This window comes from Citricoccus sp. SGAir0253 (assembly GCF_005877055.1).
In the GTDB taxonomy this organism is placed as follows: Bacteria; Actinomycetota; Actinomycetes; order Actinomycetales; family Micrococcaceae; genus Citricoccus.
In genome coordinates, this window is record NZ_CP039424.1 from 1,724,884 (window position 1) to 1,738,505 (window position 13,622).

10 protein-coding genes are annotated in these 13,622 nt (G+C 77.0%); 4 read left to right on the forward strand and 6 right to left on the reverse strand.

Features of this window, described 5'->3' with window-relative positions:
* Positions 1-10 precede the first annotated feature (10 nt).
* On the forward strand, positions 11-1,255 hold the full coding sequence (locus E7744_RS16160; protein ID WP_246858349.1) for a glycosyltransferase: 1,245 nt from the start codon (positions 11-13) through the stop codon (positions 1,253-1,255).
* Here the strand turns inward: E7744_RS16160 and E7744_RS07655 are convergent.
* The 3 genes from E7744_RS07655 to E7744_RS07665 all read right to left on the reverse strand — a co-directional run bounded on the left by E7744_RS07655 (position 1,240) and on the right by E7744_RS07665 (position 4,951).
* Positions 1,240-2,148: a MaoC/PaaZ C-terminal domain-containing protein gene (locus E7744_RS07655; protein WP_137773607.1), complete on the reverse strand. Its 909-nt coding sequence runs from the start codon at positions 2,146-2,148 to the stop codon at positions 1,240-1,242. The genes E7744_RS16160 and E7744_RS07655 overlap by 16 nt on opposite strands.
* 16 nt (positions 2,149-2,164) lie before the next feature.
* Positions 2,165-3,511 carry a 3-oxoacyl-ACP reductase gene (locus tag E7744_RS07660; protein WP_137773608.1) on the reverse strand — a complete coding sequence of 449 codons (1,347 nt, stop codon included), beginning with the start codon at positions 3,509-3,511 and terminating at the stop codon, positions 2,165-2,167.
* Between the two features lie 72 nt (positions 3,512-3,583).
* The gene (locus E7744_RS07665; protein ID WP_137773609.1) at positions 3,584-4,951 is read right to left on the reverse strand and encodes an acetyl-CoA C-acetyltransferase; all 1,368 of its coding nucleotides are present in this window, start codon (positions 4,949-4,951) and stop codon (positions 3,584-3,586) included.
* A gap of 97 nt (positions 4,952-5,048) precedes the next feature.
* On the opposite strand from E7744_RS07665, the gene E7744_RS07670 reads away from it, so the two are divergent.
* The 3 genes from E7744_RS07670 (at position 5,049) to E7744_RS15815 (ending at position 9,996) form a co-directional block, all read left to right on the forward strand.
* A complete protein-coding gene (locus tag E7744_RS07670) occupies positions 5,049-5,858 on the forward strand; it encodes a TetR/AcrR family transcriptional regulator (protein WP_246858350.1) in 810 nt (269 codons plus the stop codon).
* Positions 5,855-8,038, forward strand: coding sequence for an acyl-CoA dehydrogenase (locus E7744_RS07675; RefSeq protein ID WP_137773610.1), 2,184 nt, complete (start codon positions 5,855-5,857; stop codon positions 8,036-8,038). Before E7744_RS07670 ends, E7744_RS07675 begins: the two co-directional genes overlap by 4 nt.
* A 110-nt stretch (positions 8,039-8,148) precedes the next feature.
* Positions 8,149-9,996: a glycosyltransferase family 2 protein gene (locus E7744_RS15815; protein WP_168199784.1), complete on the forward strand. Its 1,848-nt coding sequence runs from the start codon at positions 8,149-8,151 to the stop codon at positions 9,994-9,996.
* 69 nt (positions 9,997-10,065) lie between these two features.
* Here the strand turns inward: E7744_RS15815 and E7744_RS07690 are convergent, their stop codons facing one another.
* Genes E7744_RS07690 through E7744_RS07700 form a run of 3 tightly spaced genes read right to left on the reverse strand, consistent with a single transcriptional unit; the run spans position 10,066 to position 13,607 of the window.
* On the reverse strand, positions 10,066-11,085 hold the full coding sequence (locus E7744_RS07690; RefSeq protein WP_137773611.1) for a UDP-glucuronic acid decarboxylase family protein: 1,020 nt from the start codon (positions 11,083-11,085) through the stop codon (positions 10,066-10,068).
* Positions 11,075-12,166, reverse strand: coding sequence for a glycosyltransferase family 9 protein (locus tag E7744_RS07695; protein WP_137773612.1), 1,092 nt, complete (start codon positions 12,164-12,166; stop codon positions 11,075-11,077). Before E7744_RS07695 ends, E7744_RS07690 begins: the two co-directional genes overlap by 11 nt.
* On the reverse strand, positions 12,156-13,607 hold the full coding sequence (locus E7744_RS07700; protein WP_137773613.1) for a PfkB family carbohydrate kinase: 1,452 nt from the start codon (positions 13,605-13,607) through the stop codon (positions 12,156-12,158). Before E7744_RS07700 ends, E7744_RS07695 begins: the two co-directional genes overlap by 11 nt.
* Between the last annotated feature and the right edge of the window lie 15 nt (positions 13,608-13,622).

Genomic DNA, 13,622 nt, shown 5'->3' on the forward strand with positions numbered 1-13,622 from the left:
GCGGCCGGCCATGAGCGCTCCGGCCCCGGAGCCCTTCGGCATCGTGATGGTGTCCCTGCACACCTCTCCCCTGGCGCAGCCGGGGCAGGGCGACGCCGGGGGCCTCAACGTCTACGTGCGCCACCTCGCCATCCGGCTGGCCGCCACGGGCCACCGGGTGTGGGTGCTGACCCGGCGCGACCGTGCGGGCCAGCGCGCCGAGGACCTGCCGGTGCCCGCCGCTGCGGGCGCGGCGCGGGCCACCGTGCTGCCCGTCCCCGCCGGACCCGCCGGCCCCGTGGCCAAGGAGGACCTGCCCCGCTGGGTGGACGACTTCGCCGCCGCCGCGCCGGGCGTGCTGGCCGCCGCCGGGGGGTGCCAGGGCGAGGACTGCCGGTGGATCGTCCACTCCCACTACTGGCTCTCCGGGCTGGCCGGGCTGGCCGTGTCCCGTTCCCTGCGCGCCCCGCTGGTGCACACGATGCACACGATGGCCGCGGTGAAGAACGCCCGGGACCGGCGGTCCGCCGAGCCGGAGGAGCGGGAGGCCGCCGAGCAGCAGATCGCCTCCGCCGCGGACCTGCTCGTGGCGAACACCCCCGCCGAGCGCGAGGAACTGGTGGACCACTACGGCGCGGACGCCGACCGCATCACCGTCATCCCGCCCGGGGTGGACACCACGGTCTTCACCGAGCACGGCCCCGTCCGCTGGCCGGGCCGGCCCGCCCCGCTGAACGTCCTGTTCGCCGGCCGGATCCAGGGCCACAAGGGACCGCAGGTGCTCCTGCGCGCGCTCGGGCTGCTGCGGCGCCGCCACGGCGGACCGCCGCCGCTGGCCCTGCACCTGACCGGGGCGGCCTCGGGCCGGCACGAGCTGGACCTGGACGCGATCGTGGCCCAGGAGGGCCTCGGGGACGTGGTGAGCACCTCGGGGCCGGTCAGTGCGCCGGACCTGGCGGCCGCCTTCCGCGCCGCCCACGTCGTGGCGGTGCCCAGCTTCTCGGAGTCCTTCGGGCTCGTGGCCCTCGAGGCCCAGGCCTGCGGGACCCCCGTCCTCGCCCACCGGGTGGGCGGACTCGTGCACGCCGTGGCCGACGGCGTGACCGGCCGGCTCGTGGACTCCCTCGACCCGGCGGACTGGGCCGACGCGTTCGAGGCCGTCCTCGCGGATCCCGCGGCGTGGCGTGCCCTCGGCCCGGCCGCCGCCCGGAGGGCGCGGGGCTTCAGCTGGGACGCGATGGCCGACCGCATGACGCGGGCCTACGCGGCACTCTGACCGTCCCGCGGACCCGGCAGCGCGATCCGCCCGGTGAAGTGCGGCCGGAGGCGGCGCGGATCCCACGCCGTGACCTCCGTGAGCCCGTCCGCGGGGTGGCGGACGGACACGTCCACCGTCCCCGGCAGCCGCACCGGCGTCGCGAAGTCGATCTCCCAGCGGTGTCCGGCACCCGCCGGCTCCCGGCCCGCCAGCATGCGCCCGGCCAGGTACATGCCGTGGGCGATCATGCCGGGCTGGCCGAGGGCGCGGGCGGCCAGGGGGTTCAGGTGGATGGGGTTGTAGTCGCCGGAGAGGGCGGCGTACCGGCGCCCCGTCGCGGCGGGCAGCCGCCACCGCGCCGTCAGCGGCGGCGCCTCGAAGCCCGGTCGTGCGGGCCGTTCCGGCCTCTCGTGGCCGTCCAGCCGGACACCCCGGGCCAGGTAGGTCGAGGTCCCCTCCCAGAGCGGTTCCGCGGCCGGGGCGCCGGGGCCGTCCGGTCCGTGCACGGTCACCACGAGGTCCACGGCGGTCCCGGCCGGGTGCGGCGCGAGGCCCGTGGCCGTGGCGGCGACCTGCAGGGGAACGCCCGCCGGGACGGGCCGCCGGTGGTGCACGCGGTTGCGCAGGTGCACGAGGCCCAGCAGCGGCAGCGGGAAGTCCGGCGCGGACACCAGGGCCATCGCTGCCGGGAAGGCGGCGACGTGGACGAGCACCGAGGGCAGGTCGCCGCGAGAGGACCGGCCCGTGTGCGGGTACAGCGCCGCATGGGAGCGGACGAGGTCCTCCCCGATGACGTGGTCGCGGACCACCACGGTGCGCGCGGGCAGCCGCTGCGGGCGACGGCGCCGCAGCACGGCGTCGCCGGCGGCGGCGGACAGCGCCGCACGGTAGCCGGCGGCCAGGGAGGGCATGGTCTCTCGCTCCACCTCAGGCCCCCATGAAGCCCTGGCCGCACACCCGCAGGGTGGTCCCCGTGGTGCCGCCGGCGGAGTCGGACACCAGGAAGGCCACGGCCTCCGCGACGTCCTCCGGCCGTCCGCCCTGTGCCAGGGAGTTCAGCCGGCGGCCGGCCTCCCGCCGGGCGAGGGGCATCCGGGCCGTCATCTCCGTCTCGATTAACCCAGGGGCCACCGCGTTGACCGTCCCCCGGCCCTGGAGCAGGGGCGCCGTGGCGGCGACCATCCCCATCACGCCGGCCTTCGAGGCGGCGTAGTTGGCCTGGCCGGCGTTCCCGGCGATGCCGGAGGTGGAGGCCAGGGCGGCGATGCGCAGCGGCCCCGGCACCACGTCCGGACCGGCGGCCAGCAGCACGCGGTTGATCGCCAGCTGCGCCTCGATGTTGACGGCGATCACGGGGTCCCACTGCCCGGCGTCCATGTTCGCGAGCTTGCGGTCGCGGGTGATGCCGGCGTTGTGCACCATGATGTCGAGCCGCCCGTGGCGGTCCCGGCAGTGGGCCAGGAGGCGTTCCCCGGCGTCCGGGGCGGTGATGTCCAGCTGCAGCGCCGTGCCGCGGACCTCGTTGGCCACGTCCGCCAGGGCCTGGCCGGCCGCCGGGACGTCCACCCCGACCACGGTGGCGCCGTCCCGGTGCAGGGTCCGGGCGATCGCCGCCCCGATGCCGCGGGCCGCCCCGGTGACCACGGCCACCCGGCCGGACAGGGGCTGCGCCCAGTCCCGGGGCAGCGCGCCCGCCGGCGAGCCCACGGCCAGGAACTGCCCGGAGACGAAGGCGCTGCGGGCCGAGAGCAGGAAGCGCAGGGCGCCCACCGCGCCCGGCGCCCCGGCGGCGACCTCCTCGCCGAGGACGAGGCCGTTGGCCGTGGCCCCGCGGCGCATCTCGTGGGCCAGCGAGCGGGTGAGCCCCTCGACGCCCTGGCGGGCCGCCCGGACCGCGGGGTCCGCGGCGGCGGCCGGGTCCCGCAGGACGGTCACCACCCGCGCGCTGGGCCCCAGTTGCCGCTGCACGGAGCCGAGCACCAGGGCGGTGGCGGAGAGGTCGGCCGGGGTGGCGACGTCGTCGAAGCACGCGACGACGGCCCCGTACCGGTCGCCGGGGGCCGGGTGGCGCCGCACGTCCTGGTCCCAGTCCAGCAGGACGGTGGCGGCCGCCTCGGCCACCGGGCCGCGGCCGAGGACGAGGACGGAGCCCTCCACGAGCTCCTGTCCCGGCCGGTACCGGCGCAGCAGGGCCGGCTGCGGCAGGCCGAGGGAGGCGGCCAGCCTCCGGCCCAGGGGCTGGTTGACGAGGGCGGTGTAGGTATCGGTGCTCACGGGCGCGCTGCTCCTGGGCTGTCGGGCTGCTGGGTCGGGCGGGCTGGCGGAACGGGGCGGGGCCGCGGGGGCTCAGCGACCGCGGAGGATGGCGACGACGCCCTGGCCTCCGGCGGCGCACACGGACACGAGCCCGAGCGAGCCCGGCCCCTTCTCGTGCAGCAGCTTCGCCAGGGTGGCCGTGATGCGCCCGCCGGTGGCCGCGAACGGGTGTCCCGCCGCGAGGGAGGAACCGGTGACGTTGAGCCGGGACCGGTCGATCGCACCGAGCGGGGCGTCGAGGCCGAGCCGCTCGCGGCAGAACTCCTCCGACTCCCAGGCCGCGAGCGTGGCCAGCACGGTGCCGGCGAAGGCCTCGTGGACCTCGTAGAAGTCGAAGTCCTGCAGCGCCAGGCCCTGGCGCCGGAGCAGCCGCGGGGCGGCGTAGGCCGGGGCCATGAGCAGGCCCTCGTCCCCGTCCACGAAGTCGACGGCCGCCGTCTCGTAGTCCACGAACTCGGCCAGCACGGGCAGGCCGCGGGCCGCCGCCCACTCCTCCGAGCCGAGCAGCACGGCCGACGCGCCGTCCGTGAGCGGCGTGGAGTTGCCGGCCGTCATGGTCGCCTCCTCGCCCAGGTCGCGGCCGAAGACGGGCTTGAGCGAGGCCAGCTTCTCGGCCGTGGTGTCCGGACGCAGGTTGTCGTCCCGCGTGAGGGGGCCGAAGGGCGTGAGCAGGTCGTCGAGGAAGCCCCGGTCGTAGGCCGCGGCCAGGTGGTGGTGGCTGGCCAGGGCCAGGTCGTCCTGGGCCCTGCGCGTGATCCCCCACCGCTGCGTGGTGCGCGCCTGGTGCTCGCCCATGGACAGTCCGGTCCGGGGCTCCTCGGTGCCCGGGGCCTCGGGCACGAGGTGGCCGGGCCGGAGGCGCAGGACCGCCCGCAGCCGCTGCTGGAGCGTGCGGGCGCGGTGGAGCTCCATCACCACCGAGCGGGCTGCGTCGTTGATGACCAGCGGGGCGTCCGAGATGCTGTCCACTCCCCCGCCGATGCCCGAGTCGACCTGTCCGAGGCGGATCTTGTCCGCCAGCGAGCCGATGGCCTCCATGCCGGTGGCGCACGCGACCTGCACCTCGCGTGCCGGGGTGGCGTGGTCCAGCGCCGTCCCCAGCACGGCCTCGCGCGTGAGGTTGAAGTCGCGGCTGTGCTTGAGCACCGCGCCGGCGGCCACCTCCCCGAGCCGTTCCCCCTGCAGCCCGAAGCGGGCCACGAGGCCGTCCAGCGCGGCCGTGAGCAGCTCCCGGTTGCCCGCCCGGGCGTAGGCGCCGTGGGACCGGGCGAACGGGGTGCGGTTGCCGCCGATCACCAGGGCCGGGCGAACCGGGCCGCCGGCGACCGCGGCCGGGGCGGGTCCGGCGGCGGGGCCGGGGGTGGGCGCGGGGGCGTTCCGGGGGGTGCTGTCGGTCATGGTGGTCCCTTCGGGAGCGGTGGGAGCCGGCCGCGACGGACCGGCGCGGTTGTGACGCGGGTTACTGCGACCCACAGTACCTGATACGCTCGGTATCGTGAACACCAGCATCCGGGGCGTCCGCCGCGGGCGGGCCGCGGCCCCCTCCCACGGCGGCGAGGCCCCCACCACCCCGCCACCCGCCGGCCCGCCGGCCTCCCTGGACGGGCGCAGCACCCGATGGGACCGGCACCGCCAGCAGCGCCGGAGCGAACTCATCCGCTCCGCCCGCCGGGCCGTCCACGACCTCGGCCCGCAGGCCTCCATGGAGGAGATCGCCGCCCACGCGGGCACGTCCAAGAGCGTGTTCTACCGCTACTTCGGGGACAAGAACGGCCTGCAGGCCGCCGTCGGCGAGCGGGCCATCGGGTTCATGGAGCGCGAGCTGCTCGCCGCGGCCGCCACCTCGGACCACGCCCTCGAGGGGCTGCACGCCATGGTCTCGATCTACCTGACGCTCGCCGAGTCGTCCCCGAACGTCTACGCCTTCTCGACGCGGCTGCCCCCGGAGGCCGCCGAGGCCGGCGGTGGTGCCGCGCCCGGTGGGCAGCCGGCCGCCATGGCGGGGTTCTTCGAGCGGATCGCCGCCGTGATGGACGTGCACTTCCGCGACTACCTGCGCCAGCAGGGCCGCGAGCCCTCGCCGACCTCCCCCACGTGGTACTGGCCGCGCGCCGCGATCGGCATGGTGCGTTCCGCCGGCGAGACCTGGCTGGCCACCCCGGCGGCCGAGCGCCCCCCGGCGGACCGCCTGGCCCGGACCCTCACCGCCTGGCTGACGACCGGACTGGCCGGCACGTACCCGGCACCCTCCCCGCCCGCGGCGGCGGAACCCGCCGCCCCGACCGATCGACAGGACCTGCCATGAGCACCACCTCCGCCTCCTCCGCCCGACCCGGCACGCCCGTGCCGGACGCGACCGGGCCCGACGCCGCCGTCGACCACGCCGCCGCCACGGCCCCGGACGGGACCGCGTCCCCCGCGGGCCGGACGCCCGCGGCGCCCTCGAGCGCCGCCACCCCGGCCGAGCCGGGCGGACTGGACACGGACCGCCTGCAGGAGCTGCTGCTGGGGCGCTGGGCCGCCGTCCGGCGCGAGGCGCGCGAGAACGTCAAGGACCCGGCCCTGCACCGCATCGAGGGCCTGTCCCTCGCCGAGCACCGCGACCGCGTGCTGGGTCAGTTGCAGCTGCTCGTGGACCTCGGCGCGGTGCAGCGGGCCTATCCCGCGGCCCTGGGCGGGGCCGACGACCACGGGGGCAACATCGCCGCCTTCGTGGAGCTGGTCACCGCCGATCCCTCCCTGCAGATCAAGTCCGGTGTCCAGTGGGGCCTGTTCGGGGCCGCGATCCTGCACCTGGGCACCCGCCGCCACCACGAGGCCTGGCTGCCGCAGGCGATGAGCCTCGAGCTGCCCGGCGTGTTCGCCATGACGGAGATCGGCCACGGCTCGGACGTGGCCTCGCTCGGCACCACCGCCACCTACGTCCCGGAGACGGACGAGTTCGAGATCCACACGCCGTTCAAGGCCGCGTGGAAGGACTACCTCGGCAACGCCGCCCTGCACGGCCGGGCGGCCGTGGTGTTCGCCCAGCTCATCACGCGCGGCGTCAACCACGGGGTGCACGCCTTCTTCGTCCCGCTGCGGGACGCCACCGGGGCCTTCCTGCCCGGCGTGGGCGGGGAGGACGACGGGCTCAAGGGCGGGCTCAACGGCATCGACAACGGCCGGTTGCACTTCGACCACGTGCGCGTGCCCCGGACCCACCTGCTGGACCGGTACGGCAGCGTGGACGCGGAGGGTGCCTACTCCTCCCCCATCGACTCCCCCGGGCGCCGCTTCTTCACCATGATCGGCACCCTCGTCCAGGGCCGCGTCTCGCTGGCCCTGTCCGGGGCCGCCGCCTCGGCGCTGGCGCTGAAGGGCGCGATCACCTACGGCAACGAGCGCCGCCAGTTCAACGCGTCCTCGGAGACGCACGAGGAGGTGCTGCTGGACTACCAACTGCACCAGCGGCGGCTGATCGACCGGCTGGCGCGGACCTATGCCGACGCCCTCGCCGCCAACGAGCTGCTGGAGAAGTTCGACGCCGTCTTCTCCGGGGAGGCGGACACGGACGACGACCGGCAGGAGCTGGAGACCCTCGCCGCGGCCATCAAGCCGCTCGCGACGTGGAACGCCCTCGACACCCTGCAGGAGTGCCGGGAGGCGTGCGGCGGCGCCGGGTTCATGGCGCGGAACCGGTTCACCTCGCTGCGCGCGGACCTGGACGTGTTCGTCACCTTCGAGGGGGACAACAACGTCCTGCTCCAGCTCGTGGGCAAGCGGCTGCTCGCGGACTACTCCCGGGAGCTCTCCGGCTTCTCGGTGGGCGCGCTCTCGCGGTTCGTGGTCGCCCACGCCACGAACGCCGTGGTCCACCGCTCCGGGCTGCGCCGCGTGGCCCAGTCGGTCCACGACGCCGGTTCCGAGCGCAAGAGCGCCAACTGGTTCAAGGAGACGGACGTGCAGCGGGCCCTGCTCGAGGACCGGGTGCGCACCAAGACCGGCGCGGTGGCCCAGGCCCTGCTGCCGGTGGCCCGCAGGTCCCGTGCCGAGCAGGCGGCCACGTTCAACCGCCACCAGACCGAGCTGATCGACGCCGCGCGCAACCACGCCGAGCTGCTGGAGTGGGAGGCGTTCACCCGGGCGCTGGAGTCGGTGGAGGACCCGCACACCCGCCAGGTCCTGACGTGGCTGCGCGACCTCTTCGCGCTGCGCGTGATCGAGGACGACCTCGGGTGGTTCCTGGAGAACGGCCGGATCTCCCCCCAGCGGGCCCGGACCCTGCGGCAGTACATCAACCGGCTGGCCTACCGCCTGCGCCCGCACGCCCAGGACCTCGTGGACGCCTGGGGCTACGAGCCGGAGCACGTCCGGATGGACGTGGCCACCGGCGAGGAGGCGCGGCGGCAGACGGAGGCCGCCGAGTACCACCGGAGGCAGCGGGCCAGCGGGGACGCGCCGGTGCCCGAGCGCTCGCTCCGCACCGCGTCCCCGCGGCGCTGAGCCGCACCCCCGCCGGGTGACGGGCGCCCGGCACCGGGGTCGATCCCGTCCCCACCGATCCCCTAGGGTCGGAGGGAGCACGGGACCGTCCACGACAGGGGGAACGCACGATGGCGACGACCACGCAGGACACCACGCCGGACACCACGCCGCCCGCGGGACCCGGCCGGGATCCCGGCCGTCCGGGACGGACGACCGTGGTGATCGCCACGCGCAACCGGCGCGAGGAGCTGCTCGCGAACCTGGGCCGGCACGAGGCGCCCGTGATCGTGGTGGACAACGCCTCCACGGACGGCACGGCCGAGGCCGTCGAGGCCGCCCACCCGGAGGTCCGCGTGGTGCGGCTGCGGCGCAACCGCGGGGCGGTGGCCCGCACGGTGGGCGCCCGCCTGGCGGACACCGAGTTCGTCGCCTTCGCCGACGACGACTCGTGGTGGGCACCCGGCTCCCTCGCGGCCGCCGAGCGGGTCTTCGACGACCACCCGGGAATCGGCCTGCTCGCCGCCTCCATCGCCGTGGGCGCCGAGGAGCGGCCCGACCCGATCAACGCGGTGCTCGCGGAGTCCTCGCTGGGTCGCTCGGCCACCGGGGCGGGGACGAGGCTGCTGGGCTTCGTCGCGTGCGCCGCCGTCGTGCGCCGGCAGGCCTTCCTCGCCGTCGGCGGCTTCGACCCGGTGGTCCGCTTCCCCGGCGAGGAGGAGCGCCTGGCCCTGGACCTGGCGGACGCCGGCTGGGAGCTCGTGCACGCGACCGGGCTGTGGGTGCACCACCACCCCTCCCCGCAGCGCGAGCCCGGCGAGACCCGACAACGGGAGCTGGTGCGCAGCGGGCTGCTGACCACGCTGCTGCGCCGGGACTGGGACGACGTCGGGCAGCGCGTGCGCTCGGCCTGGGCGTCCGGGCCGCGCGGCCGACGCGCCCTGGCCGGCGCCCTGCCCCGGGTCCCGGCGGCGCTGGCCGCCCGCAGGGTCGTCTCCGAGCGGCTGCAGCGCGACCTCGACCGGCTCCGGGGCGAGACCGTGGTGGACGTCCCGGCCGGCGCGCCGGGGGCGACGGCGGACGACCGGGTCTCGGTCGTGATGATCACCCACGACCGCCGGCCCGAGGCACTGCGCGCGATCGAGCGCGTGCTGGCCCTGCCCGAGCGCCCGGCGCTCTACGTGGTGGACAACGGCTCCACCGACGGCACGGCCCAGGCGGTCCGGGAACGGTTCGGCGCCGAGCCACGGCTCACCCTCGTGACCAGCCGCCGCAACCTCGGCGCGGTGGGGCGCAACGTGGGCGTGGACCTGGTGCCGACCGAGTTCGTGGCCTTCTGCGACGACGACACGTGGTGGGAGCCGGGCGCCCTGCGGGCGGCCGTGGACGCCCTGTCCGCCCATCCCCGCCTCGGCGTGGTGACGGCCCGGATCCTCGTGGAGCCGGGCGCCCGGGAGGACCCGATCAACGACGAGCTGCTGCACTCCCCCGTGCGGGGCCCGGACTGGTTGCCGGGTCCGGCCCTCGGCAGCTTCCTGGCCGGGGCCTCCGTGCTGCGCACCGAGGCCTTCCGCGAGGTCGGCGGGTTCAGCCGCCGGCTGTGGCTCGGCGGCGAGGAGGAGCTGATGGCCGCCGACCTCGCGGCGGCGGGCTGGGAGCTGTGCCACCTGCCGGACGTGGTGGTCCACCACCAGGCCTCGACGTCCCGGGACCCCCACCTGCGCCGCCGCCACGGGCTGCGCAACACCCTGTGGTTCACGTGGCTGCGCCGGCCACTGCCCACGGCCCTGCGCCGCAGCTGGCACGTGCTCTCGGGCGCCCCGCACGACCGGGTCACCGCCGCGGCCGTCGGGGACGCCCTGCGCGGCGCCGCCTGGGTCGCCCGGGAACGGCGCGTGCTGCCGGAGCACGTGGAGGAGCGCTTCCTCGCCCTCGAGGAGTCCCAGCGCACGAGCGCCGCCCGCCAGTACGTCAGCTGACGCACCCGCGGGCGGCGCCCGGGCCCCCTGCGCACGGCGCCGGGGCCGGCGGCCCGGCGTCCCGGCGGCTCAGCCCAGGCCGGGGCCGACGAGGTCCTCGCGCTCCACGGCGGTGCGGAACCACTCCACCGTCCGGGCCAGTCCCTCGGTCCACGGCACCTCGGGCTGCCAGCCCAGGGCCGCGCGGGCCTGCGCGGTGTCCGGCTGGCGCACGGTGGGGTCGTCCACCGGCCGGTCGATGAACTCGATGGGCGCGTCCGAGCCCGTGGCCGCCAGCACGTCCCGGGCGATCTGCAGGACGGAGAGCTCGTGCGGGTTCCCGATGTTCATCGGCCCCGTCTCGTCGCTCCAGGCCAGTGCGAGGATGCCCCGCACGAGGTCCGAGACGAAGCACACGGAGCGGGTCTGGCTGCCGTCCCCCGTGACCGTCAGCGGCTCCCCCGCCAGTGCCTGGCGGATGAAGGTCGGGATGGCCCGGCCGTCGCGCGGGCGCATCCGCGGCCCGTAGGTGTTGAAGATGCGCACGATCGCGGTGTCCACCTCGTGCTGGCCGCGGTAGGCCACCGTGAGCGCCTCGGCGAAGCGCTTGGCCTCGTCGTAGACGCCGCGCGGGCCGACCGGGTTGACGTGTCCCCAGTAGTGCTCCGGCTGCGGGTGGACCTGCGGGTCCCCGTACACCTCCGAGGTGGACGCCAGCAGGAAGCGCGCCCCCTTCTCCTTGGCGAGCCCGAGCGCGTGCAGGGTGCCGATCGAGCCCACCTTCAGGGTGTGGATCGGCAGGTTGAGGTAGTCGATCGGCGAGGCCGGGGAGGCGAAGTGCAGCACGAGGTCCACGTCCCCGGGCACGTGCAGGTAGTCGGTGACGTCGCACTGCACGAGCCGGAAACCGGGGTCCCCGATGAGGTGCTCGATGTTCACGGCCGAGCCGGTGAGGAAGTTGTCCAGGCACACGACCTCGACCTCGCGGCGGCGCAGCTCGGTGCACAGGTGGCTGCCGAGGAAGCCGGCGCCGCCCGTGACGACGGCCCGCCGGATGGTCCTCGCGGAATGCTGGGGGGCGGCCTGCGCCCGGTGGTCCTCAGGATGCACGATGGGTCCTTCCACGGTGGGTGTCGGTGGTCAGCTGGCGGACCGCGGCCGCCAGGACCTCCTCGGCGGAGATCCTGCCCAGCAGCGGGTCCAGGGCGGTGCCGTGGGGGTCGCCCCACGGCCCGGCGTCGGGATCGCCGTGCCACAGCACGGCGTGCAGGTCCTCGTCCACGGCCGGCCCCCACGCGGCGGGCGGCACCGGGCCGAAGAGCACCACGGACGGCACGCACCAGGCCGTGGCCAGGTGGGCGATGCCGGTGTCCGCGCTCAGCACCAGGCCCGCGTCCCGGACCGCGGCCGAGAGCCCGGCCAGGTCGTGGCGGCCCGTGTGGTCGTGGACGCCCTCGAGCCCCTCGGCCACGACGCGGCCCAGGGGTGCCTCCGCGGCCGAGCCGGTGACGACCACGCGGTGGCCCCGTCCCGCCAGGCCGGCGGCCACCGCGCGCCAGCGGCGCGCCGGCCAGTGCCGGGAGGCGGAGGCGGCCCCGGGGTGGAGCACGACGTCGGCCGGGCCGGGGCGCCGGCGCGCCTCGGCCCGGGGCCGCAGCCGCAGGTCCTCGGGCCCGCAGTCCGCGCCGGCGTGCGTGACGAGGCGGCACCAGCGCAGCACCTCGTGCTCCTCCTCGCGCCACGCGGGGCCGGCATGGCCGGCGTCGGCGGAACCGAAGGCGATGAGCCGCTCCGGCCGGGCGGCGGCGAGGAGCCGGTGGCTCGCCGGCCCGCGGCCGTGCAGGTTCACGGCGACGAGCCCGGCCGGGACGTCCGGCAGCGGCACGAGGCCCGGCAGCGGCAGCACGTCGTCGACGACGCCCTCCCGGGCGAGCAGGCCCGCCGGCCCCGGGGGGCCGGCGAGCACGATCCTGCGGTCCGGGACCAGCCGACGCAGCCCGCGCAACGCGGCCACCGCCGTCAGCGCGTCGCCGAGGCCCAGGGCGCGCAGGACGAGCACGTCCCCGGGGCGCAGCGTCCCGGGCGGCCGGCCCGGGGCGGTGTCCGCCCCGCGCGCGGCCAGCCAGTCCGCCGTGTACGGTTCCGGTCCCGTGCCGCGGTCCCCGGCGCCGGCCACGTCCTCAGCGGGCATCCACGTTCCCCGCGGCGATCCGCTCGACGATGCCCGTGGTGGAGCGCCCGGGCAGGTAGGGGAGCACCTCGACACGGCCGCCCCAGCCCCGCACGAGCGGGGCCTCCGGCAGGTCCTCGGCGCGGTAGTCCCCGCCCTTGGCCCAGACGTCGGGGCGCAGCCGGTCCAGGGCGGCCCGGGGGTCGTCCTCCTCGAAGACGATCACCCCGTCCACGTCCCGCAGGCCCATGAGCACGGCCGCGCGGTCCTCCTGGCCCACGACCGGCCGCGCGGGGCCCTTGAGCCGGCGCACGGAGTCGTCGGCGTTGAGCAGCACCACGAGCACGTCCCCGAGGTCGCGTGCCCGGCGCAGGGTCTCGAGGTGCCCCGGGTGGAGGACGTCGAAGCAACCGCCCGTGGCCACGACCGTCCCCCCGCGGGCGCGCGTGGCGGCCACGGCGCGCAGCGCGGCCTCGGCGGGGTCCTCGGTGCTGGGCCGGTCGGCGCCGTCCCGCACGGCGGCGGTGCCGTCGGGCCCGATCCGGCCGTCGCGGAAGGCGGCGGCCCCGCCCGCGCCGACCCACCGGGCCGCGGCCGTCACGGCCCGGCCGACCGCGCCGTGCACCGAGGTGCCCTCCGCGAGGTGGGTGGCCACGGCGGCGGCGAAGCGGTCCCCCGCCCCGCAGGGGTCGCTCGAGTCCACGGGCAATGCCGGCACCAGCTCGGCGGCGCCCTCGGAGGCGACGAACGCGCCGCGTGCCCCCGCGGTGACGGACACGGCGCCCGCCCGCCAGCCGATCCGCAGGGCCTCCGCGAGGTCCTCGTCGGCGACCTCGGCGGGCACCGTGACGGCGTCCCGCAGGGAGGCCAGCGCGGCGCGGGCCTCGGCGAGGTTGGGGGTGACCACGGCGCAGCCGGGCACGGGGTCGCACCCGCGCGGGTGCGGGTCCCACACGACGGGCACCCGCTCGGCGGCCGCGGCCAGGGCCGTGCGCACGGTCGCGTCCCGCGTGACCCCGCCCCCGTAGTCGGAGACGAGCACGACGTCGGCGCCCTCGAGCACCCGGGCCAGCCGGCCGGCGTCGAGGTCCCGGGGCGTCCCGGGCCCGCCCTCGTCCACCCGGACGAGGGTCTGTCCCGCGCTGCGGATGCGGGTCTTGGTGCGCGTCCCGCCGGCATGGCCGAGGGCCTCCAGCTCGATGCCGGCCAGGCCCTCGCGCAGCTCCGCGGCCGCCGCGTCCGCGGCCAGCGGGGCGACCAGCACGACGTGCGGGGCGGGCCCGGGCAGCCCGCCGGCGCGGCCGGCGCACAGCAGGGCCGCCAGCCCGGCGCCGCCGGGGCTGGCGTGGACGTCGCGGACGTCCACCACGGGGACGGGGGCGTCCGGGCTGAGCCGTTCGGACGTCCCCGTGACGTCCCGGTCCAGCAGCACGTCCCCGACGATGACGATCCGTGCGCTCATGGTGTCCCCTTCCTC